Source organism: Nostoc sp. CmiVER01, from assembly GCF_034531135.2.
Taxonomy (GTDB): domain Bacteria; phylum Cyanobacteriota; class Cyanobacteriia; order Cyanobacteriales; family Nostocaceae; genus Nostoc.
Window position 1 is genome coordinate 356,903 of the sequence record NZ_JAVRBU020000006.1, and the last position, 24,220, is coordinate 381,122.

A 24,220-nucleotide genomic window follows, 5' to 3' on the forward strand; every position below is an offset into this window, starting at 1 on the left:
TCACGGGAGCGGTCTGAGTCTTCACGGGAGCGGTCTGAGTCTTCACGGGAGCGGTCTGAGTCTTCACGGGAGCGGTCTGAGTCTTCACGGGAGCGGTCTGAGTCTTCACGGGAGCGGTCTGAGTCTTCACGGGAGCGGTCTCAGTTGTAATTTTCACAACTACAGCTTATAACTAGCAGAAATCATCCTTCTGCCCACTGCCCCCTACTTGCATGATGTAATTATACAAACAGCTAATATAAGATAATTTATTTATGTTATGAGTAATCAGCAAGAGCCAGAAAATTTAGCCTTTGACAATGAACGTTCATTGCAAACTCTGGTACGAACAATTACCCTTTCTCAGGGGGGATTTTCGCTGATTTTGCTGCGCTGTAACTATGCTGATTTACGTCAGCGCATGGTAGAACGCCTGCACCAATTATCTCCTGTACACATTCACGAAATTACTTTACCTGCATCAGTCAAAACGCTTTACACAAATATACGCGAACAACTCTTAGATGAACAGCCACTTACATTGATGATTTTTGGTTTGGAGTCGGTTAAAGATATTGATACAGTTCTGACTTCAGCTAATCAAGTACGGGAGGAGTTTAGAAAGAACTTCCCATTTCCGATATTGTTGTGGGTTAATGATTCAGTTCTGCAAAAATTTATTCGATTAGCAACTGATTTAGAGAATTGGGCGACTATCATCGAGTTTGAAAACCCTACCGATGAGTTAGTCAATTTCCTTCAGCAAAAAAGTGATGAAATCTTTGCAGATGATATTACACCCAATACCCAAATGTGCCGGGAACTAGAAACCGCCCGTCAAGATTTGCAAAATCGAGGAGAAGTATTAGAAGCCGCACTTCAAGCAAGTTTAGAGTATTTGCTTGGTTTAAATGATTATTTACATGACCAGATAGATTCTGCTTTAGCACATTATCAACAAAGCTTGGAGTTCTGGCGACAAAGTAATGATTTAGAACGACAAGGTATATTACTCGTTAATATTGCTTCAGCTTATAATCGCCAATCTGAAAAAAACCAGACCGAAAATCAACGCTATTGGCAAGAGTCTAGAAATTACTTTCAGCAAGCTATTGAAATTTTTGAACAAGCACAACGTTCAGATTTAGTTGCAAAACATATTACTAAACTGGGTGAAGTGTTGCGACGTTTACAAGCATGGCCAGAGTTGCAAAGTCTTGTGGAGAAATCTCTGCCGCTACATCAAAATTATGGCACATCGTTGCAGTTGGCTCAAGATTATGGATTTTTAGCAGAAGTAGCCTTAGAGCAGTCACAGTGGAATGAAGCTCATAAACATGCAGAACAAGCATTGCAAATATTAGCTGCGATACCTAATTTACAACCAGATCAATTTGCTTTGTATCGATTTATTTTAGCCAAATCACAACAAGGTTTAGGTCAAATTCAAGCAGAAATTACTAATTTAGAAGCTGCAAAAAATGAAAGTAATCATCACTACAACCCACAATTATATATCTCTATATTAGAGAGGTTACGCCTAGTTTATTTTGAACAAGGTGAATATCTTAAAGCTTTTAATATTAAGCAAGAACAATTACAAATTGAACAACAGTATGGTTTTCGCGCCTTTGTTGGCGCATCTTATCTCAATCCACAGCGACAGGCAATTAATTCCGCACAGTTGCAGGTAGAAAATCCTGAAACAATTGCTCAAGAAATTGCTGCTTCTGGTCGCGGACAAGATGTTAAGCGATTGCGAGAAAGAATTGGCGGGACTGAGCATAAATTGACTGTAATTCATGGTCAGTCAGGAGTGGGTAAAAGCTCGATTTTGCAGGGTGGATTAATCCCGGCGTTGCAACAAGAAGCAATTGGTGAGCGAGATGCTTTACCTATTTTGTTGCGAGTTTATACCGATTGGGTGGGGATGTTGGGACAGAGTTTGGCTAAGGCTTTTGAGGAAGTTAGAGGAAATCAATTATTTGCTAATCTTGATTCTTCAGCCGATATTTTAGAACAATTACGGAAAAATGCTGACCGGAATTTGTTGACAATTTTAATATTTGACCAGTTTGAGGAGTTTTTCTTTGTTTATCCAGACCAAGGTCAACGACGAGCATTTTATGATTTTTTGCGAGTTTGTCTAAATATTCCTTTTGTCAAGGTAATTCTGTCTTTGCGGGAAGATTATTTACATTATTTATTAGAGTTAGACCGTCTGTTTGATTTAAGTGTAATTAATAATAATATTCTCGATAAAAATATTCGCTATTATTTGGGTAACTTTTCGCCAGCCCATGCGATGGCTGTTGTGCAGAGTTTAACAGAACGCTCTCACTTTTACTTAGAGCCTGCACTGATTGATGAATTAGTGCGGGAATTAGCAGGCGAATTGGGTGAGGTACGCCCGATTGAGTTACAAATTGTGGGGACGCAATTGCAAACTGAGAAAATTACAACTTTAGATAAGTATCGTCAGTTTGGCACTAAAGAAAAACTAGTTGAGCGATTTTTAGAAGAAGTTATCCATGATTGTGGTGCGAAGAATGAACAGGTTGCTCGACTGGTTTTATATTTACTCACAGATGAAAATGGCACTCGTCCCCTGAAGACTCGTGCTGAGTTAGCCGCAGATTTGCCAGCAGAAGCCGATAAACTAGATTTGGTGTTAGAGATTTTTGTGGCATCAAGGTTAGTGTTGCTATTACCAGAATCGCCAGCTGACCGTTATCAACTGGTTCATGATTACCTTGTATCATTCATTCGTCAGCAACAGGGTAATGAAATATTAGCAGAACTTGCTAGAGAGCGAGAACAACGCTTGCAAGCAGAAGAGAAGCTGAAGCTTGAACAAGATGCAAAGCAGATATTAGTTAATGCTCAACAAGAAGCCAAGCGGCAAATTCGCCAAGGGCGGATGCAGTTGAGAGTGAGTTCTGGTTTGGCGGTATGTCTATTATTATTTGCAGGTATATCATCTTTATATGCATTGAATCAAATTCAATTTGCTAAGGATGCTGATGGTAAAAAGCAAGAGGCAGAAAATAAAGTTAAAACGGCTGAAGCTCAATACAAGTTAGTAAATCAAAACTTGGAAGATACCCAAAAGCAACAAGCAGCAATACAGGAGAAAGCGCAGGAATTAGAAACTAAAAAGAAGGATGCAGAGCAAAAGTTTCAAGCAGCGCAGAAGAATCAGCAAGCCGCAGAACGAGAATCGAAACTAGCAAAGCAGAAAACTCAGCAGGCAAACCAAAACTTACTGACTGCTAAAGCAGACTTGGAAGAGGTAAACCAGAAAGCCTCAGAATTACAAGAGAAAAATGCCCAAGCGCAGGAAAGCATTAAAACGGCAAACGAAAAAATAAAAACTGCTGAAGTAAAATTACAACAAGCAGCAACAAAACAACAGCAAGCAGAATCTCAAGCTCAACAAGCCCAAAACACTCTCAACCAAGCGCAAGCAAAACTTGCACAAGCACAGAAAGCAACAGAAGGAGCAGAAGCAGCACAAAAAGAAGCACAAAAGGTAACGGAATTAGAACGGGCAGGTGTTAATGCTTTAAGACAATTTGAATATGCCGAGTTAGAATCGCTGGTGGCAGCAATGCACAGTGGTAAAGAGTTAAAGACTTTGGTAAAAGATGGTCGCCCTTTAGAAAAATATCCAGCTATCAGCCCTATTTTTGCTTTGGATAGTATTCTCGATAAAATTAAAGAACGCAACCAGTTGCAAGGGCATCAAGGCAGAGTCTATAGTATGAGTTTCAGCCCGGACGGCAAAACCATCGCCACGGCATCATCTGACAAGACAGCGCGGTTGTGGACGCTCAACGGGCAACTGCTACAAGAATTCAAAGGGCATCAAGGCACAGTTTGGGGTGTGAGTTTCAGCCCGGACGGCAAAACCATCGCCACGGCATCTGATGACAACACAGCGCGGTTGTGGACGCTCAACGGGCAACTGCTACAAGAATTCAAAGGGCATCAAAGCACAGTTTGGGGTGTGAGTTTCAGCCCGGACGGCAAAACCATCGCCACGGCATCATCTGACAATACAGCGCGGTTGTGGACGCTCAACGGGCAGCTGCTACAAGAATTCAAAGGGCATCAAGGCTGGGTCTATAGTGTGAGTTTCAGCCCGGACGGCAAAACCATCGCCACGGCATCATCTGACAACACAGCGCGGTTGTGGACGCTCAACGGGCAACTGCTACAAGAATTCAAAAGGCATCAAGGCTGGGTCTATAATGTGAGTTTCAGCCCGGACGGCAAAACTATCGCCACGGCATCATCTGACAACACAGCGCGGTTGTGGCCTGTGGAGAATTTAGACGAATTGCTGGTGCGGGGTTGCAATTGGCTGCATGATTATTTGCAGAATAACTTGAATGTGAGTGAGAGCGATAAGCGTCTCTGCGATGATATTAAGTGAAAGCCAAGCGATGTTTGGCAAAAAGTCGAAGAAGCGTCTACGCACTTTGTAGAAGTTTCTCATGCGATGTCTACGTCGGTAAGCTACGCTCCTTCAACACAACTATACACATCTGTAGTATGTATAATACACCTGATAGGCAAAACAAAGCGAAAAATTATGCATCGCCGGATTAACATCACCTTACCAGATGAGACAATTGAACTAATTGATCGAGTCATTGAAAAAGGCGATTCTCCGGAGGAGAGGCTACGCCAACGCAGTCGATTCATCAATGAAGCTGTGCAATATTATATTGCTGAAAAAGCCTTAGTCAAGCTTAGAGAACAGTTAAAAGAGGGAGCCATCCAACGGGCGGAACGCGATTTGGGGTTAGTGGAAGAATGGTTTGACTTGGAAGAAGAATTGTGGCACAAAAACGAAACGTAAAAGTCGTGTCTCAAATATTACTTAATAAACCAACCTACTACCAAGCAATTTCTAGTTAAGCCGAGGACATTGCTAATTACTTTAATAGCGATCGCTATCACTGTCTGCACGCAACTATTGTTGCGCTTGGGGTGGTAAACAAACTAGAGGTACTATTCCTGGTGGTTGTAAAGGTATTTCTAATAAGTTGGGAAGATAATTATAAGACTAGATAAAAAATTAGTTAGCTGCATTAAAAATCTGCTGTGCAGTTAAATTTAATTGGGGAAAGGTAGGCGATGAAATCGCGGTGTTACCTTGAAACGTTGTCATTTGATATTCACCATCAACTAATTCGCACACAAAAATAGTAGGTTGTTTGGGATTGCCGATGAACTTTCTTGCACCCAATGCAGCATAATCAACAATCCAGTATTCAGGAATTCCCATTTCTTCATAATCTCCAAATTTATTGTAGTAATCATCTCGCCAGTTGGTTGAAACAACTTCGATGACTATTGGAACCGATGCTGCTTGGCTTACTGTTGACTGTTTTTGAAAAAGCGGTTCATTGTTGAGATTATCAAGATTTAGCAGCAACACATCAGGGGAATAAGCTGATTCGGCAGAAGGAGTTTGAACTAATGCAGTTTTGGGGATTCCATAGGGTAAATTAAGACGATCAAACTCCACTGTTAATTTCCGCGATAAAAACGCAATAACTTTTTCGTGCGAACCGGTCGGAGGCGGCATTTCAACAATTACTCCTTTGTGCAACTCATAGCGTTTTCCATCGTTGGGATACCATTCGATAAATTCATTGAAGGTTAGTAATTTTGGCAACGCTTGGGTCATAATCTTACCTAAATTCAATCAACGACTACCCAAATTCAATCAACGACGTTTAGTAATTCTCGCCTTCAGGTAAGGTGAGGATTTCAACTCCATCTTCAGTTACAGCTAGTGTATGCTCACATTGAGCAGAAAGTTTGCGATCGCGGCTCGAATTCAATCAATGACTGCCCGAATTTAATCAACGACGTTTAGTAATTCTCGCCTTCAGGTAGGGTGAGGATTTCAACGCCATCTTCAGTTACAGCTAAGGTATGCTCACATTGAGCAGAAAGCTTGCGATCGCGCGTTACCGCAGTCCATTTATCGCCCAGAACTTCGACTTCGTAAGTACCTTCGTTAATCATTGGCTCAATAGTAAAAACCATCCCTGGTCTGAGGCGCTTACCCTTACCGCGTGTGCCATAGTGGGGAACATCCGGTGCAGTGTGAAAAATGTTACTGATGCCGTGTCCAACGAAATCTCGCACTACAGAAAAGCCTTGCCCTTCAGCATACTCTTGAATAGCTGCACCAATGTCGCCAATGCGGGCCCCAGGTTTAACTTCAGCAATACCCAAGCGCAAACACTCTTCTGTTACCTCTACCAGCTTTCTCGTTTTTGGAGAAGGAGTACCGACAAAGAAGGTCTTAGATGTATCGCCGTGATAACCTTCAACAATTGGCGTCACATCAATATTAATAATGTCACCATCCTTAAGGATTTGCTTGGCATTGGGAATGCCGTGACAAATTACCTCATTTACACTGGTGCAAATTGATTTAGGATAGCCCTTATAGCCAAGGGGTGCGCTTTTTGCTCCATGCGCTTGCGTCCAACGTTCGGCTTCATCATTTAGTTCAAGAGTGCTAACTCCTGGCTTCACGAATGGTTCGAGATGCTGGAGAAGTTTAGCAGCTAAACGCCCCGCTTGACGCATTTTCTCTATTTCTCGTTGGGATAAAATAACAATTAGTTCGGTTTTCATTAACTTTTATCTAGATATCTTTCATAAACATAGTTAACCCTGTCTGTGCAGCTCTTTGGGCTGCATCAGCAACCTTTAGGGTATACAAGCTCTCCTCTGGGGTAACGTACAAAGGAGTACCATCAAAAAGATGGTCTAAAACCATACTTGTGTCTTTGGCGAATAAACCCCGCCGAGGGCCAACCTCTATAGGTGTTGTTTCCCCTGACTGGATAAATATTCCGGTATCGCCATCAAAAATTAAACCACCTTTTTCACCGTGAACTTCAAACTTGCGTTCTGATTGCCAAATACTCTCGCCTTTGGCATAGACTACTTGAGCTAAAAGTCCACTGTTAAAGGATAGTTCACTAGTGCAAAAACAGGTTTGGTAATATTCCGGTTCTATTTCCCAATATCGTTGGTGACAGTTAACTGTAAATACTTTACCAAATAAATCTGTGAGACGATTTAAGCGAGACAAGGCACCCATTAAGGGAAAACCGAACAACTCGTGGTTATAAGTCCATTTACGGGGTGCAGGATTTTGGGGATTGATGGTGCTGTAGCGAACATAAAAAACTTCACCAATTTTGGCTAAGTTTTGCTTCAAAGCTTGATGCAAACCACCCAAAAGTTCTAGGTGTTCAACGTGCAGGAGTTTCTTTTGTGCTTTGGCTAAGGCAATTAGTTCTTCTGCTTCGGCTACATCCAACGACAGAGGATATTCTACAACCACATGTTTGCCGTTAGTCAGGGCTGCACGAGCGATCGCCCCATGATCTCGATTAATAGTAGAGATCACCACTAGGTCTATATCTTCACGCTTTACTAGCTCTTGCCAAGAACTCAACGCTTCAATTTGGTACTCTTTAGCAAAGGTTTCTGTTGTTTCTGCGGTATGACCAACAGTTGCGATTAACTGCGATCGCATTCCCTCATTATGGAGCAATGCCTCAGATCGAAACTTTGCCGCATACCCAGTACCCACCAAACCTACACGCACTTTTGCTTTTTCCAAAGCTGCTTCTGAATTATACATGATCCTCACTAGTTATGTTTTTGATTCTTTCACCCTTCTAGTGTTGAGATTCTCTCAACATCTCGAATCAAATGACTTCACCAGTTTAGACTTTACAACATTCGTACTAGGGCATGTTTTCAAAACTATAACCACAAAATAATCAAGACGATGGCACAGTTAATGTCTTCTGTTACATCCGTAATGCCTAGCTAGCTTTTGAATAGGGATACGGCAAGGCTGATATTGAGAAAATCTCTACCCGATCGAATAAAACAGCCCTACTTTTTAAAGAAAGTTAGGGATCTCGTTTGCGTAAGTCCTCTAAAATATAGTTAACATTAATCCTATTCATATTTTTATCTTTTAATATAACTTTTTCTAATTACAGCCTGGATAGGGACGAAAATAATATAAATAAAACTTATAAGGATTAAGCAACTAAATTTCATTACTAATCGCGTTCAATTTCTAGTCACATCGTTTAATTTTTCTCGTAGTATCAGAATTGAAGCAAATTTGAACCAGCGGCTAATCCTACAGAAAAGCCGTGACCTTTGCCTAAAGATAACTTATACTACCGTTTGCAAAAGAGAGGATTACTCAATGCCAAGCTATAAAGTGACACTAGTCAATGAAGCTGAAGGACTTAACCAAACACTTGATGTTGATGATGATACTTATATTTTAGACGCTGCTGAAGAAGCCGGTCTTGACCTGCCCTACTCTTGCCGCGCTGGTGCTTGCTCAACCTGTGCAGGTAAACTCGTATCAGGTACCGTCGATCAAGGTGACCAGTCATTCTTAGATGACGATCAAATACAAGCTGGATATGTACTGACCTGTGTCGCTTACCCAACCTCTGACGTGACAATCGAAACTCACAAAGAAGAAGAACTCTACTAAGAGTTAGGCCCCTCAACAATAAACCTCTTGCAAGAGTTAGTGATGTTGAAAAAATAAAAGCATCACATCTAGTGTTAAAGCCTTTTCAATGCCGTGTCTATAAAGCGACTTTCACAAAAAGTCTAATTTCGTCTTGAGCAGGAACACAATAAATTTTGTGTTCCTGCTTAATTTTTCAGTATGGAGTTTTTCGATTAGCTTAAAGTTTAGTCTCTTTGCTGAAAATCTGAATCTGAGTACCAGGATAGTAAAATTGGAGAATTTTTGGACTTGACCAACCTAATTTAGCTAAATTCTGAGCGCCAGTTTGACTCAAGCCGACTCCATGTCCTAATCCACCCCCAATAAAGGCGTATCCCCACAGTTCGGCTTTTCCTTTATTCAGGGGTTCTATGTAAAATAGTGTACTTCTAGGAGCAGCAAAGGCACTACGAACTTCGTCTTTGTGGAGAACAAAGGTGCTGTTATCAGTTTTGACGGCAAGTTCAAGGATACGTCCACTCTGGCTTCGCTTCACTACTGCCATAGCCTGAATTGTCTTAAATTTGGCATAAGGACTGTTTTTCACCTGCAAAAATTTCTGCAAGTCTTTGGTAATATCCTTTAAAGGGGTTTCCTTATGCCAACGAAACATATCCCATTTGCTTTCATTAAATCCTTGTTGGATATTAATAAATTTTTGGAAGTTGTTTTCATCTGCTAAACTCTGCTTAGACAAGTCCCAAAAATTAGTTGCAGCATCCAGTACGGGGCGCAGATAAGGACGATCGTCACCATTCCAGACATCGCTGAAGGAGGCGGTAACGCCACCAGTAGTGGAAGAATAAAGGGCATCTACTAGTTCGTTTTTATAGGTTACTACCTTACCCCTGGTTGAGGCGATCGCTTTGTCTGTTTTGGCGGCCGCTCCATTTAGCCCATAATAAACTTGGCAGTGAGTATCAGCACACAACTGATAGTTATCTGCTGCGAACCTACGCAAATTTCTTAAAACATAAGTTCGAGCCAGAATTGCTTGGGCTTCTAGCGCAGCTGTTGGTGCATCTATGCCTATTTCGTAAGGCACAACCCCACGCAAATAAGTTTCTAAAGCAACTTGGTTAACTAAAGTGTATGTGCCATAAGCATTTGGCTGCAAATTCATTCGCCCGGCATAAAGACGAGCATTTTCGGGTTTTTCGCTTTTATTCACCCGAATCAAGTTTTTATCAGTACTGATTTCCAAATTATTTGGGCTATAGCGCTTACCATCCACTACCCAACTAACTCGGGGTACTTGTTTTAAAACTTTAGTATCAAGATATACTTTTTCTTGGGTAGAAGCTTGGATGTTCTGCAATAGCAACCGCCGTAGTAAAGGAGTGCTATAAACATCGCGTTTCGCCCAAACCTGCCAGCGTTCTGGCTGGGCTATTTCCACTTCTATTCCTTGAGAACGCCATTTATTAGCACTGTCTTCCGCAGTTTCAAAGGTGCGGTATGTGCCTAAAACTACCACTTCCTCAACTGTTGGCTGGGGTAAAGCTTGCATAACTGTTTCCAGCTTTACAGGATTCTTGGTAACTAGGGTTTGCTGCTTGTTGCCCGCAAGAAATTTTAGCTTTAAGCGATCGCCTTTTGTCGGTTCTAGTTGCAGCTTGGCTGTGGGTTGTGAGCCAAATCGCTGCACAATCCCAATTTTCAGTTCCATACCCTGAATGTTACTCTCAGGCGCTGATGCAGCAGTTAGTCCCAATAGACAAAATGTGGTCAGCACAGCCTGGGAAAAACGCCAAAGCGAAAATTTCATGGCTACCTGATAGCGTACACCTACGGGGAAGCAAGCTACGCGCAGAGTCTCCAAGAGTTGCGATCGCAAATAATCGATCGTTTTCTGCCCCTTAATGCGGTGTTGGAGCTGATTTTCCGATTGCTTTGTAGTGCGGTTTTTTTGTCGCATGAGTGCTCCAATGATACCATTAGCAGTTTTGCCCAAAATAGTTGCAAAACGTAGTCATAATGACTATGATTTATTTAGAGACACAAAACAGAACTAGTTGGATAAACTCCTTATGGTTAGAGTCCAAGAAATTCCATTAAATCAGATAAAACGGCCATTGCCTCGTGCAAACGATCCAAACAAAGTGCAAGCTTTAATGGAATCGATTGCGGAGATTGGGCAGCAAGAACCTATAGATGTCCTAGAAGTAGATGGACAATATTATGGCTTTTCTGGTTGCCATCGGTATGAGGCTTGCCAGCGTTTAGGCAAAGAAACCGTTTTAGCCAGAGTTCGTAAAGCACCCCGCAGCGTATTAAAGATGCACTTGGCATAGAGAATGGGAGTAGAGAGTGGGAAGCAGAGGGGAAGAATTTTCTCTTTGCCCCCTGCCCCTCTGACTCTTTTCAATTCCCAATCCCCAATTACATATAACCTAATTAGGAGAAAATTATGTCATCGAAAGTAACAGTCAAAAATGTAAATATAGGCATTGACGAGGCGAGTAGGGCTAAAATCGCCGAAGGTTTATCTCGCCTGTTGGCTGACACTTATACACTTTATCTGAAAACTCATAACTTCCATTGGAATGTAACGGGGCCGATGTTCCAAACATTGCATCTGATGTTTGAGACTCAGTATACAGAATTAGCTTTAGCAGTTGATTTAATTGCCGAGAGGATTAGAGCGCTTGGCTATCCTGCGCCAGGAACCTACAGCGAATATGCCAAACTGAGTTCGATTCCAGAAACTCCTGGCGTTCCAAAAGCTGTGGAAATGATCCGTTTATTAGTGGAAGGACAAGAAGCCGTAGTCCGAACTGCACGGTCTATCTTCCCTGTGGTAGAGGAAGTTAATGACGAACCTACAGCTGATTTATTAACTCAACGGATGCAAGTACACGAAAAGACAGCTTGGATGTTGAGAAGTTTACTGGAAGAATAGGGACTAGGGACTGGGGACTAATAAAGACTTAATTTTTTTGCCAATCCCCAATACCCAGTCCCCAATACCCAATTCCCAATACCCAATTCCCGATGCCTAATTCCCAATTACCAATGCCCAATTCCCAAAAGTTGCAAAATTTAATGCAACAGGCAGGGATTCCTAGTTTTAAAGCGCTAAGTCGCGCTGCTGGTGTCTCAGAGCGTCAACTTTTGCGATTACGCCAAGGAAAGCTAGAGCAGATGCGGGTAGATGTATTGCTTAAGCTTTCGGCAGTGCTACAAATTTCATTGAATGAATTAATCGCAAATTTTTCAACCGTAGAGTTGTTACAAGAAAAAGCAGCGCCTACTCAGGAATTATTAGAAGAAATTGCAGATTTAAGAAAAGAGTACCAGCGATCGCAACTTCAATTAGAACAACAGCGAGAAATATTACTACAAGAACTCCAGCAGTCGAGTTTGCAACTGCTGGAGTCTTTATTATTGCAATGGCCAACCGCAGCACAGAAAGCGCAGGAGAATCCCCAGTTAGCAGCAGTCAAGATAGTCCCGTTGGTGCAAAAACCTCTAGAAAAGCTTTTAGAGGCGTGGGGGGTAGAAGCGATCGCACCCGTAGGGGCAGAATTACCTTATGATCCCCAACTGCACCAATTGATGGAGGGAACTTCACAACCTGGAGAATTAGTCAAGGTGCGCTACACTGGCTACCTTCAAGGTGAGAAGTTGCTTTATCGAGCTAAAGTAAGTCCTTTTAGAGAAAGTTAGAAGGCTTTTCGCCTTCCTCTAATCCCCTTAAAGCTTTAAAGGCTTATATTTATTGGCGTAATTCCCCCCTGCTTAAAATCAGCTAGCGGTCTCCCTGCCTCAACTACAAAACCACTTATTTGAACCGTATTGCTACTCTGACCATCTAATTCTTTCTTCAATTTATTTAATCTTCGTTGTTTTAACTTATTTAGGACTTACGCACACTCTACGAATTCTTCTCTACGAGACGCTGCGCGAAGGCGTTCTTGGCGTCTTGGCGGTTCGATAAATTAAGCTTTTCGGCAATTTTTGCGTAAGTCCTGTTATTTACTGACTAATCTGAATTGGCTAGAAAACGATCTAATGACTGAGCGGAGTTTTTATTTACAACTTTCGCTATCTCTAGTAATGGTTTTATTTAAATTTTGGACATTATTCTTGGATGTAAATATTTGAAGCACTCATAATTTCTTACTTCTTTAAACAGGTCTTTATAGTCTGTACAATATTCATCTATGGTTGCTTACCGGAGGCAAGTATTACAAATTATTTGAAGATGTTCCTTGATGGTATTGCATAGCTTTGGCATAATCACCCAAGGCGTAGCAAGCGGCTTTCAGACGATCAAGAGCTTCTTCTTCACTGCGCCGATCTTTGATGCTTCTAGCTAACAGCAAACGTTCTTCATAATACTTAATGGCTTTGTTATAGTCACCCAAAGCTTCACAAGCAACTCCCAAGTTACCTAAAGATTGTTCCTCGCTACGCTTGTCTTTAATTTCTCTAGCTAATTGCAACCGTTCTTCATAATACTTAATAGCTTTGGCATAATCACCTAAAGCATAACAAGCATTCCCTAAATTCTTTAGCACCTGAGAAGCACTGCGAACATGTTTTAAGGAACGTGCTAGGATTACACACTGCTCATAATAGGCGATCGCTTTTGAGTAATTGTCCAAAGCATACCAAGCATTACCCAAATTCTTGAGTACCTGTTCCTCACCCCAGTTATCTTTGAGTTCCCGGACAATTTCTAGGCTTTGCTGTTGATACTCAATTGCCTGCGTAAAGTTACCGCAAGCTTTATATACCAATCCTAAATTATTCAGTGCTGCTACTTGACTACGTTTGTCTTGCAGTTGTTGCGTTATTTTTAAACACTTTTCCAAAAACTCAATAGCCTTGTTATGGTCATTTAGGTGACGGTATGCATTCCCTAAATGGGAAAGTGCTTGCATTTGCACTACAAAATCTGAGGAGTTTTTGACCAAAGACAAACACTGTTCGGAGTAAGAGATAGCACCTTTGTAGTCTCCAGCTGTGTAAGTTACCAATCCTAAAAAAGAAAGTGCCTGTGCCTGTTTTTGCAAATCTCCAACGGACTGAAACAGCCCCAAAGATTGTTGTAAGGACTTCAAAGCCCCTATTAACTCACCAGCTTGCTGCTGTTGAATTCCTTGTCGTAGTAGCTTAGATGCTTCCGATATATCATCACTTTCCTCTATACGTAGTATTTCTGCTTGTGAACCAGAGTCAAATTCATGGGTAATTGTATTACGCTTCACTGATTTTAAGTATGTTATGGGTAATTACAGGGGAACTGTATTTTTTAATTTGTTATTCCATTCGCCTTTAGACATCAGGCCTTTCCTGTTCAGTCTGATGCTGAATCTAGTGTTCCCAAAACCAGAAGGTATCTTTCATCAGGTTGGTTTAGCACAGCGTGACTTAATTTATCGGAATTTTTGTATTCCAAACTTGGGAAATCATCGCAACAGACCCTGACAGACTGCCCCACCACAGCACAATTTATTGAGATAAAGAGATTTTAGATTTGGCTAACCAGTTGTGAAGCTTATGAATAGAACTTATATATTGACAAAAGCACTAGTTGTGAGTGTGTTTTTAAACCACATCTTTCGTAAGGGCATAGCATGGTCTATTTACGTAGTTTACCGCCGTAGGTATCGCAGGTGAATTAAGAAAAGTCTAAAACAATCTATTTTCTTTATTTCACATCACCATGCATTTTTATAATACGTATGATAAATAAAGTATAAATAAATACTTTTTGTAATTAAGGCTGTGATCGCTTATTAATAATAAATCCCCCCTTTCCTCTTGAAAATGCGGGGCTATGTCCGCTATTTCTGAGAGTACTTGGGAGGATATTCAAGAAATAAATGTCACTAATCTACAATTATTAATTATTGGCTCAATTAAAATGCACCTGCTAAAAGTTAGGTGTTGATTCACCCAACAGCTACAGACATATTTGCCACAGAGCCATTACTTAGGATAGGCTGACGGGTTTTCAAGTCAAATTTAAAGCCATGTGGCAAAATATGAAGCTTTGCTCCGCAAATCGCTAAAGACTCATCCTTCAAAATTTCGTCCATATTGTTGTACGTAGCCTCTGATTCATCAACAATCGTAACCGCACCTTCACCAATAATTTCAATTTGGTTATCTGTTACGACCATAGCGGTATTCTCGTCAATACCGAATCCTAAAACAGCAGGCTGTAATATCAAAGCTGAGATTAAGCGTCCCAAGCGTCCACGCTGGGAAAAATGCTGGTCGATTACCACTCCTGGGAGAAAACCAAGACCAGGACCCATTTCAACAGTTTCAATCCGAGGATGTGTTTCTGAGTCGCCTTCCACAATCATTACGTCTGGCATCACGGCAGCCCCGGCGCTTGTGCCTCCGATAACTACACCTTCACCGAACCGTTGATGAATCGCTGTATCTATTTCGGTGCCCTTGAGAATACTGGTAATGCGAGCTTGATCTCCCCCGGTAAAAAATACCCCAGTTGCTTTATTAATTGCTTCCAATGCGGTAGAAGAAGATGCATCTTCACGGGTTTCTGTATCAATAATGCGAGCATTTTCCGCTCCCAACCGCTCAAATACTCTAATATAATTTTCTCCCACTTCTCTAGGTAATTCTGTCGCCGCCGTCATAATTACAATATACGCCTTTGTACCCCCAGCGCGTCGCACAAAGTCTCGGAGAATTTGGCAATCTCCTTCCTTGTCTTCGGCTCCTCCAATAATTACCAGTTGCCCTTTAGAATTAGTTTGTACCATGATGGATGTCCCCTGATTTGAGCTAATAAATTTTACTAAATCATCACAATTCCAAATATCAAATCATCCTTTTGGTAGATCGCTTGATAGAAAGAAGTATTGATATTTGCATAGACACGTTCGCGTAGCGTCTCGGAGAGAAACGGCTTGTCGTTAGACATCGCCATGAAACTAAAAGATTTTGCCAAAAAATTACAAAAAAAACAACATCATTAAGGTTCCTTGACTTAGCAAAACTCACAACATCAACTGCCTCTAGAGTGATTTTCTAAAGGCAATTGAAAATTTATTGTTCTATTAAATAGTCGCTATTGACTCTAACTGAGTGTAATTAGATATCTGATGGCAAGCCCTAATGAATGCGACTTCTGTAAAGCAAGTTAGTTAAGAAAAAACGTGCTTGTTCTAGTGGCAGATGCCTGGGTTTGCCTTGGTAGACAATTTGATACTCATTCATATCCGGGCCATCACCATGCCCAGAGATCAGCTTTTGGTGAAAAGCTTCCTCAGCAAGTTCTCGAATTTCGTCTCTTAGAGCAGCTTGTGTGCTATTCATACTTTGCTGTCTTTTGAATACCGCATATTCATTTATACAATTATTGGCTGAGTGTTGCACCTTTCAAAGGTTATATATTTGACTATTCATAAGGATGAATTGACTATAGTTTTTTCTTTGCTGAGGTAGGGGGGTTTAATTATGCCTTGAGATAGTTGAAAATGCTTACTAATAGGTTTAATGTAAGTTCTGATTAGATCAATGGCTTTGCCATCACTCTCAAAAAATAATGTGAGTTAATTTACAATCAATAAGTCTGAGTAACCAAAACTCAGCATTGAAATTTCAGGGTGTTTAGCCAAAGGTTTGTAATCAATGGTTCTACAAAAAAGCAGTGATTTAGTCCGCATTAATGCTAGAAGAACGGATGTATTCGATATTTTCAACTTCAAGCATTATGTTGGGCCCAACCCCTATTTAGATATAGGAGCGCTAGTATTTGATTTTACTCTAGTTGACTCTAGAGAGCCTTTGCCCATCGAAGATTATATTGCAAAGATTAGCGATCGCTATCCCCACCTGGGCAGCCAAAGTTACGAATCTTATGCTCATCTATTTGCTCAAGTTGTGTCCGAAGTCGGAAAACTGGACATGGATTTGCACCTTAACTGTTGGAGTGTCAAGCCATATCCAGATTTTGTGCGGATTAGCGTTCAATCACTACATGAACGCACAACTAGAGAGGTAGCTTATTTTGTTTGGGATTGGTTTGAAGCCATTACTCAAGATGAAGACTTTACCTTTGATGAACAGTTGGTAAGGCTGCAAAATAAATTCCGCGCCTCTGTCTATGGTGGCCCCACAGTTTACGCCTTATTGCGAACAGCCTACGAAAAAGGCATTCCCGCGTTTTATTTGTGGGAAGAAGGATTAATGCAATACGGCTTAGGAAAAAAACATGTCCGAGGGGTCGCAACAACATTTAACTGTGATAGCCATCTAGATTCAGAGTTTACCACCCGCAAAGATGACTGCAAGGCATTTTTAAAAACCTTGGGTTTCCCAGTCCCTGAAGGCGATATCGTCTTTTCTGAAAAGGAAGCCTTGGCGGCAGCAAGACAAATTGGCTACCCAGTCGCAGTTAAGCCAGTGGTAGGCCATAAAGGAATTGGCGTTACGGCTGACGTGCAAGATTCAAAAGAACTCGAAGCTGCTTATAATAGGGCACTGGCAGCAATTCCCGAAGATCAGCTAACTCGGATAATTGTTGAGAAAAGTATTTCCGGATCAGATTTTCGTTTGTTGTGTGTCAATGGCAGATTTGTCGCCGCCACAGAACGCCGTCCAGCATCGGTTGTTGGTGATGGCTATTTAACGCTTGCAGAATTAATCCGCCAAGAGAATCGGAAACCTGCACGTTTAGACACGCCAACCTCGCCGATGAGTAAAATTCAGATCGACGAAGCGATGGAACTCTATCTAGAGGAACAGCGCTTATCATTGGACAGCGTGATTGAGAAAGGGCGCACTGTTTACCTACGTAAAGTCGCCAATCTTTCAGCCGGAGGTATGAGCATTGATGCAACCAAGACAGTTCATGATGACAATATTATCTTGGCGCAAGATATTGCCCAACACTTCCAGTTGACTTGCCTTGGTATTGATGTCATTACGAAAAGTCTCTCAGAATCTTGGAAATCCAGTAACTTTGCTATCTTGGAAATCAATGCTGCACCAGGGGTTTTGATGCATCTTAAACCTTCTGTTGGTGAAAGCGTTGATGTGCCTTCTTATATCTTAGAAACCTTTTTTGAGTCGGGTACAGATGCCAGGATACCGATTATTACCTTTAATAAAATCTCAGTTGAAGAACTGCAAGCAACAATTGACCATATTCTTTTGCAAAACCCCAACTGGACAATAGGTGCTGTTTGTCGTGATGCAGTTTTTGTGAATCGCTCGAAAAAAGTATTAAGCAAAAATTACAACAGTAACGTCCAAACTTTGCTGCGTCATCCAAAACTTGATTTGCTCATTGCCGAGTATGCGGAAGATATTCTAGATGAAGAGGGCATGTTTTACCGCAGTAGTAATATGGTCGTTTTGGATAATCCCACCGAAACTGAAATGATCTTGGTACGGGATGTCTTTGATGGTTCGACTGTGGTAATTAGAAAAGGCAACGACATTTCTATCCGTCGCAAAGGATTGATTGAAGATTATACTTTGGGTGAAGATGAACCATTTACGCGGGTTTATTTGAAAGAGACTGGAGCAATTTTGTAGTGTAATTTCTTACTAGCCTTGGCGATTATCAATCGCCGCTACACATTAAATCAAATAACCTCACCCCGCCCCTCCCCGCTTGCGGAGAGGGGATTAAGGGTTTGTGTGCAATGACTGTGGGAATCATAATTAATTATGCGGACATGATAATACTAATAATTTGCTATTTATCCGAAATTATCGATTTTCTAGAAGTTTAAAATATCTAATGATTCTTCTATTTCTAAATCTAATATTATTTCTCGTGTATCTTTGAGCAATTCTAGCTTACCTTCTTGACGATAGATATCTGCCGCTTTTTGAAAATCTTCAATTGCTCCCTGTTTATCTGCTATTTCTAAACGGATATTGTCACGATTATAATAAGCATCTGCATAATTTGAATTAATCTGGATTGCTTGGGTATAATCTTCAATCGCTCCTTCAAAATCCCCTAAATCTGAACGAGCATTACCACGGTTGTAATAAGCATCTGCATAATTAGGATTAATCTGGATTGCTTGGGTATAATCTTCAATTGCTCCTTCAAAATCTCCTAAATCTGAACGAGCATTACCACGTTTTTTATAAGCTATGGCATCTTTAGGATTAATTTTAATTGCTTGGGGGAATCCTGGTTGAGAGCCTAATAAATAACGAGTAATTCCACGATTTTTATAAGCATCTGCATAATGGGGGTTAATTTTAATAGCCTGTGTATAATCTTCAATTGCTCCTTGGTTATCTCCGACATGAGAACGAGCTTCAGCCCGGTTTTTATAAGCTACGGCAACATTAGGATTAATTCTGATAGCCTGAGTATAATCATTAATTGCTTCTTCTAACCGCCCTAGTTGAGACAGAGCTAAACCTCGTTTATTGAAAGATTTAGCATTATGAAGATTTAGTTGAATTGCTTGAGAATAATCTGCGATCGCAGCTTCATAATCTCCTATTTGATAGTGAGCTAAACCTCGTTTATAATATAAATCAACATCACTAGATTTAATTTTTAAGGCTTGATTATAGTTAGCGATCGCATTTAAATATTCTCCTTTCTCAAAACATTCATCACCTAATCTTACATAAAGTGTATTTAAATTTTCATTACTATATTCTGGTTTTAAATAAGATTTAGTCAATTGATTAATAGTTGGCTTAGATGATACAATTTCTTGCTTCTGGAGATATTTATAAATTGGTGTTTGTTGCCTAGAAGAATTATTTATAGAAGATTGTAACTGTTCTAAATAACACCATAAACCACCACCATACAGTAATTGTTCAATCCCAAATGATATTTTACCAGTCTTCAACTTAATCATCTGGGTTGGGAGAAAACCAGCCAAAAAAAGGTGATATTCAGATTGGGCTTCACTCACATCTTCTTGAATCAAAATGCAAACTACAACCGCATTTTTTTCAACCTCTTCAGAACTAATTGACCATCTAACTCTATCAATACTACCATGACGAGATTTAACTTCGATACCAATAGATGGGTCAGAAGTCAAGGTAAAATCTATATTGCCATCGCCACCGAATCGCTTTTCATAATCGACTTCCGTAATAAAATCAGCTAAACGTTCTTTGACAACTTCCTCACCCAACTTCCCTTTAAGATAGCTAAGAAAAACGTCACGGACTGGTAAAACACGCTTATATTTCTCAGCCATTTGCCAGCAAAATTCCCGTAGTGCCTTTAATCTCTCTCCAGAGATTATAGTTAATTCACTATATTGACCTTCTGTTTCACAATGAAGCAGAGAACCAGATGTTAACCTTTTAATAAAATCAGACTGTAGCGATCGCAGTAGTGTAATCCAGTCCATTATGTTTCTGCGAATCTTTTGATGAGATTATTCTATTAAAATATCTATTCGGCGTAAAGCTTTTAATTAACTCTTTAGGTGCAGCCATGTCTGATTATGCCAGAGTTTTAAAGAGTTGAGAGAGTGCGATCGCTCTTAATAATACATGAAATATTAGCTAACCACCAATCGCGCAAATGACCCAAAATCAAAACCCCAACCCAAACTCTCTCACCGATTCCAGTCCCCCCTCTCGAAGAGCGGGGAGGGGGTTAGGGGGTGGGGTTCCGTGATACCCTTGGTAAACCCCACACGAACTTTGGAAAAAACTTAAGCCATTAGCGCGACAGATGCGATGTGAACCAACTCCCTCAGAAAAGCTACTTTGGGAAATAGTCAAGTTCATCTTTTTATGAATCCAGTCTTACCTTATACCATTTCACTAAAATCCTGATACAAATTCTTTCCCCTCTGCTCCCCTGCTTGCCTAAATGTATCAACCTTAAAGTGAAACGGTATTACAAGGAATCTCCGGTTAGTATTCCCAGTTAAGTGACAGAAATCTCAAATCCTATTAAGTTGTTCTACAGTAAACCCTTCTCCCGCAACAGTGCATCAGCCCAAGCTGCATCTGCTTCTGACAACGCTGGTACTGGTTGTTGACTATAATCTACTACCAAATCATAGCCGTAGATATCATATACCTCATTTAACAATGTCTGCAAATCTATAACTGGTTCCGTATCTCCAGAACGCAAAGGCAGGAGAAAAGGTGGAATTATATCTGGTAAATTAAAAGCATATAAGTCAGCATAAGGACGGCGATCGCCACGACAAACTAAAATTCGATAGTGACTCTGAATATCGTTGCCCATCATTGGCATTGGTTCACCTTTACGCAGTAAATCAATTTCAACTAAATTACTACGACTGGCTAATACTTGTTCGCGTTTCTCTTGATATGTCTGCCGTCCTTTCCCTGTACGTTTATTTGTAGGAGATAAAATTTCAATAGTAGTAACTAATGCCTCTGTTCCTACTTCTCGCACTTCTAAATATCCTTCCCTGATGGAAACAGGCATAGGAATCTTTACTTTTATAGGTTCAGGCGTTGGTGCGGCTACTGCTACATTTGTATTTGTAGAATCAGTTACAGTCTGCCGATTCTTCACAATCACATCAGGAATGCCAACAAGTAATGAATTCTCATCAGTGGTTTCATACATCCGCACCTCTACAGCAACTCGATATTTAGGACGCAATTGGGGAGATAAAAACCTGGCAATTTCACTAATTAGCAAGTGATGTAACCCTGGAAATAATTCAGGATGTTCTAAATACGGGTTCATTCCAGGAAATATGGAAGGCATTGATTTAACTCCTATTTTCTTCTTTAACGCAGTCCTTTCTCCCGTAACAATGCGTTTGCCCAAACTACATTCTCTTCTGGAAATTTGGACACTGGCTCTTTGCTGTAATCTATTACCAAGTCATAACTTGCACGATCATAAATCCCAGCTAATAAACTCTGCAAATCCACCAAAGGTTCACTATCACCAGCTTGCAAAGGCAATGAAAATGCAGGAATTATATCTTGCAAATTAAAAGCATATAAATCAGATTGGGGACGATTTTCTGCCCGACTTACCAAAATCCGATAATCATTTTGCGTACCATTTCCAAAAACTAACATTGGTTCCCCAACACGCAATAAATCAATTTCCACCAAATGTGTTAAACTTCCCAATACTCGCTGCCGCTTAATTTCGTCTGCGTTGCGTCCTTCTCCTGTACGTTTATTTTTAGGTGATAAAATTTTAATTACTGTCACTACTTCTTTTGTTCCCACCTTTCGCACTTCTAAATATCTTTCCTTTACTATCTCAGGTATGGGAACTGTCACTGTTTTAGGTTTAATTGCAGGTGTAGCTACAGCTATATTTGGTATTTTAGGATTTATTGCTGCCTGTGAATTTTGTACTATTACATCAGGAATACCAACCAAAAGTTTGTCATCGCCAGTAGTTTGATAAATTCGTTCTTCAATAGCGACAAAATATTTAGGACGTAGTTGAGGAGATAGATAATCTGCGATCGCAACTATTAGTCTCCCATGTACTCCTGGCCATAATTCAGGATCTTCTAAATACGGGTTCATTCCTGGAAATGGATAAGTCATAACAAATATCTCAAAACCAAAATTTTAATTTTATGGCATCAGCTATAGAGGGGTACAGATGTACGCCCCTACATATCTATCTTTATCAGGTATTTCGTGAAATAGTATTACCTCATATCGTAGCCAAATAAATTCGGGTCTACTTCTCCTAACTGCAACTCTGCCAAACCATACTCCGCCCATCGCCTCTCTACCATCGCCGCTACATCTGGATCAGATTCCAAAGGCGAACCCCACTCATGGTCTATTTCCGGCGGAATCTTTGTAGTCGCATCAATTCCCATCCGTCCACCTAAGCCAATCTTTTCACTGGCGAAATCCAAGGTATCAAAAGGTGTATTTGGCAGAATAAAGACATCCCGCACTGGGTCAACTTTAGAACTAATTGCCCACACAACTTGACGCGGATCGCGAATATTTATGTCTTTATCCACAACAATTACAAATTTGGTGTAAGTAAATTGTGGTAAAGCACTCCAAAACGCTAAAGCTGCCCGTCGCGCTTGTCCCGGATATGCCTTATCAATAGAGATAATCGCCGCTTTGTAACTCAAAGCTTCCATTGGTAGGAAGAAATCAACGATTTCTGATACTTGTTGCCGCAGAATAGGCGTATAAATACGATTTAGTGCGATCGCCATCATCGCTTCTTCTTTAGGTGGACGACCGCTAAATGTTGTTAAGTAAATCGGATTTTTCCGGTGCGTCATACACTCAAAGCGTACCAATGGCGAGTCTTCTATACCGCCGTAATAACCCATGTGGTCGCCAAAAGGCCCATCCGATAAAACTTCTCCTGGTGTAATCGTCCCTTCTAAAACAAATTCTGAATCTGCGGGAACTTCTAAATCGACAGTTTTGCATTTCGCCAACTGCACACCAGAACCGCCGTAAAGTCCAGCAAACAGCCATTCTGATAAATCTACAGGTATAGGTGTAGCTGCTGCCATGATAATTAAAGGATCTACACCAAGTGCGATCGCAACTTCTAATTTCTTCCCACGTTCGGCCGCTTTTCGCAAATGCCTTGCCCCACCCCGCACCGATAACCAGTGAACCGTCATCGTATTCTTGGATTGTAGTTGCAAGCGATACACACCTACATTTGGAGTACCCGTCTCGCAATCTTTGGTAATTACTAGTCCCAAAGTGATAATCTTGCCAGCATCACCAATATAAGGACGTATCAAGGGCAACTTGTTTAAATCTAAATCATCGCCTTGAACTACAACTTGCTGACAAGCAGGGAAAAAGTCCCGTCCTGGTTTCGCTTTTACCACATCAAACAGCACTTTCCCAAAATCTATCGCTTGGGAAATCTTCTTCGGCGGTTTTGGCTGTTGCAGCATACTTAGTTTTTTCCCCAGAGTTTCCAACTCCTCTGGATGCTGCATATTCATCGCCCAGCAAATCCTTTCCACAGTTCCCATCAAATTCACTGCCACAGGGAAAGAAGCGCCTTTGACATTTTCAAACAACAATCCTGGGCCACCTTTTTGCAGCATCCGGTTGGAAATCTCAGCAATTTCTAAATCTGGGTCAACTAAAGCTGAAATTCGCCGTAATTGTCCCTTATCTTCCAAAATTTTAATGAATCCCCGCAAGTCTCTTGCCATTGTTCTAATAAAGCTGATTATTTAAGAAGTGTGAAGCGCTTTCTTATATTATGGGGCATTGGGTATTGGAAAGAGGCAGAGGGGCAGGGAGCAGAGGGGAACGATGTAATTTTTATTTTCCCCCTTGTTGCCCCCTACTCACTTATTTACTTATTTGGGGAATTTTTGGTTTTAATTAGAAATTAACCTATTTAGTAACTTTTCTTAACTGTGTTTTCCAAAGTGTTTAGTTATTGTATCTAGGGATATGCAATTATTTTTTACAAATAAGCGCTAACCTGATCAAACATGGCCAGAATATACTATACCTTCCTGGCGGGCGGCCTTGTTATATGGCCCCTGCCGGATTTATTTGTTACAAGCTGCGATTGTGCCTTGCTTTTAGGTTTTTCTTAATTTTTATGAGTTTGCGTTAGCGTAGACTAACCCAGGCATCGACTCCCCTATCAATATATAATAGGTAACAGGTATTTCGTTAAATGGTATAAGGAATATTTTTTAAGCTGATCAATGAATTTGATTAATTTTCAATACT

19 protein-coding genes and 1 pseudogene are annotated in these 24,220 nt (G+C 40.8%); 7 read left to right on the plus strand and 13 right to left on the minus strand.

Annotated elements, in window-relative coordinates:
- Positions 1-259: 259 nt before the first annotated feature.
- Both RMZ43_RS12330 and RMZ43_RS12335 read left to right on the plus strand, forming a co-directional pair.
- Complete coding sequence (locus RMZ43_RS12330) at positions 260-4,417, plus strand: tetratricopeptide repeat protein (RefSeq protein WP_322652273.1); 4,158 nt, start codon at positions 260-262, stop codon at positions 4,415-4,417.
- Positions 4,418-4,483: 66 nt separating this feature from the next.
- Positions 4,484-4,846: a ribbon-helix-helix domain-containing protein gene (locus RMZ43_RS12335; protein WP_428850722.1), complete on the plus strand. Its 363-nt coding sequence runs from the start codon at positions 4,484-4,486 to the stop codon at positions 4,844-4,846.
- A gap of 219 nt (positions 4,847-5,065) precedes the next feature.
- On the opposite strand, the gene RMZ43_RS12340 is transcribed toward RMZ43_RS12335, so the two are convergent.
- From RMZ43_RS12340 to RMZ43_RS12350, 3 genes are all read right to left on the minus strand, one after another.
- Complete coding sequence (locus RMZ43_RS12340) at positions 5,066-5,680, minus strand: Uma2 family endonuclease (protein ID WP_322652271.1); 615 nt, start codon at positions 5,678-5,680, stop codon at positions 5,066-5,068.
- A gap of 188 nt (positions 5,681-5,868) precedes the next feature.
- Entirely contained in the window at positions 5,869-6,645 is a 777-nt protein-coding gene (gene map / locus RMZ43_RS12345) for a type I methionyl aminopeptidase (RefSeq protein WP_322646733.1), read from the minus strand.
- Positions 6,646-6,655: 10 nt separating this feature from the next.
- Positions 6,656-7,666, minus strand: a complete 1,011-nt coding sequence (locus RMZ43_RS12350; protein WP_322652270.1) for a Gfo/Idh/MocA family protein — start codon at positions 7,664-7,666, stop codon at positions 6,656-6,658.
- A gap of 585 nt (positions 7,667-8,251) precedes the next feature.
- Between RMZ43_RS12350 and RMZ43_RS12355 the strand changes: the two genes are divergently transcribed.
- A complete protein-coding gene (locus tag RMZ43_RS12355; protein ID WP_322646735.1) occupies positions 8,252-8,551 on the plus strand; it encodes a ferredoxin in 300 nt (99 codons plus the stop codon).
- 199 nt (positions 8,552-8,750) lie between these two features.
- Here RMZ43_RS12355 and RMZ43_RS12360 read toward each other — a convergent pair whose 3' ends face one another.
- Complete coding sequence (locus RMZ43_RS12360) at positions 8,751-10,490, minus strand: SpoIID/LytB domain-containing protein (protein WP_416212403.1); 1,740 nt, start codon at positions 10,488-10,490, stop codon at positions 8,751-8,753.
- A gap of 112 nt (positions 10,491-10,602) precedes the next feature.
- Between RMZ43_RS12360 and RMZ43_RS12365 the strand changes: the two genes are divergently transcribed.
- The 3 genes from RMZ43_RS12365 (at position 10,603) to grpE (ending at position 12,241) form a co-directional block, all read left to right on the plus strand.
- Positions 10,603-10,866: a ParB N-terminal domain-containing protein gene (locus RMZ43_RS12365; RefSeq protein WP_012410090.1), complete on the plus strand. Its 264-nt coding sequence runs from the start codon at positions 10,603-10,605 to the stop codon at positions 10,864-10,866.
- A 116-nt stretch (positions 10,867-10,982) separates the two neighbouring features.
- On the plus strand, positions 10,983-11,474 hold the full coding sequence (locus RMZ43_RS12370; protein WP_322646736.1) for a Dps family protein: 492 nt from the start codon (positions 10,983-10,985) through the stop codon (positions 11,472-11,474).
- A gap of 92 nt (positions 11,475-11,566) precedes the next feature.
- Positions 11,567-12,241 (plus strand): nucleotide exchange factor GrpE, encoded by a 675-nt coding sequence (gene grpE, locus RMZ43_RS12375; protein WP_322652269.1) that lies wholly within the window; start codon positions 11,567-11,569, stop codon positions 12,239-12,241.
- Positions 12,242-12,560: 319 nt separating this feature from the next.
- On the opposite strand, the pseudogene RMZ43_RS12380 reads toward grpE, so the two are convergent.
- From RMZ43_RS12380 to RMZ43_RS12400, 5 genes and pseudogenes are all read right to left on the minus strand, one after another.
- A pseudogene (locus RMZ43_RS12380) lies at positions 12,561-12,746 on the minus strand (IS701 family transposase); the annotation flags it as partial.
- A 16-nt stretch (positions 12,747-12,762) separates the two neighbouring features.
- Entirely contained in the window at positions 12,763-13,806 is a 1,044-nt protein-coding gene (locus RMZ43_RS12385; RefSeq protein WP_322652286.1) for a tetratricopeptide repeat protein, read from the minus strand.
- Between the two features lie 669 nt (positions 13,807-14,475).
- Entirely contained in the window at positions 14,476-15,318 is an 843-nt protein-coding gene (locus RMZ43_RS12390) for a cyanophycinase (protein ID WP_322652268.1), read from the minus strand.
- Positions 15,319-15,353: 35 nt separating this feature from the next.
- Positions 15,354-15,485 carry a hypothetical protein gene (locus RMZ43_RS12395; protein ID WP_428850723.1) on the minus strand — a complete coding sequence of 44 codons (132 nt, stop codon included), beginning with the start codon at positions 15,483-15,485 and terminating at the stop codon, positions 15,354-15,356.
- A 185-nt stretch (positions 15,486-15,670) separates the two neighbouring features.
- On the minus strand, positions 15,671-15,874 hold the full coding sequence (locus tag RMZ43_RS12400; protein ID WP_229483945.1) for a hypothetical protein: 204 nt from the start codon (positions 15,872-15,874) through the stop codon (positions 15,671-15,673).
- Positions 15,875-16,189: 315 nt separating this feature from the next.
- On the opposite strand from RMZ43_RS12400, the gene RMZ43_RS12405 reads away from it, so the two are divergent.
- A complete protein-coding gene (locus tag RMZ43_RS12405) occupies positions 16,190-18,100 on the plus strand; it encodes an acetate--CoA ligase family protein (RefSeq protein ID WP_322646740.1) in 1,911 nt (636 codons plus the stop codon).
- A 188-nt stretch (positions 18,101-18,288) separates the two neighbouring features.
- Here RMZ43_RS12405 and RMZ43_RS12410 read toward each other — a convergent pair whose 3' ends face one another.
- From RMZ43_RS12410 to RMZ43_RS12425, 4 genes are all read right to left on the minus strand, one after another.
- A complete protein-coding gene (locus RMZ43_RS12410; RefSeq protein WP_322652266.1) occupies positions 18,289-19,911 on the minus strand; it encodes a tetratricopeptide repeat protein in 1,623 nt (540 codons plus the stop codon).
- A 563-nt stretch (positions 19,912-20,474) separates the two neighbouring features.
- Positions 20,475-21,260, minus strand: a complete 786-nt coding sequence (locus RMZ43_RS12415; protein ID WP_322652265.1) for a DUF4058 family protein — start codon at positions 21,258-21,260, stop codon at positions 20,475-20,477.
- 23 nt (positions 21,261-21,283) lie between these two features.
- A complete protein-coding gene (locus tag RMZ43_RS12420; RefSeq protein WP_322652264.1) occupies positions 21,284-22,069 on the minus strand; it encodes a DUF4058 family protein in 786 nt (261 codons plus the stop codon).
- Between the two features lie 107 nt (positions 22,070-22,176).
- Positions 22,177-23,685 (minus strand): UbiD family decarboxylase, encoded by a 1,509-nt coding sequence (locus tag RMZ43_RS12425; protein ID WP_322652263.1) that lies wholly within the window; start codon positions 23,683-23,685, stop codon positions 22,177-22,179.
- Between the last annotated feature and the right edge of the window lie 535 nt (positions 23,686-24,220).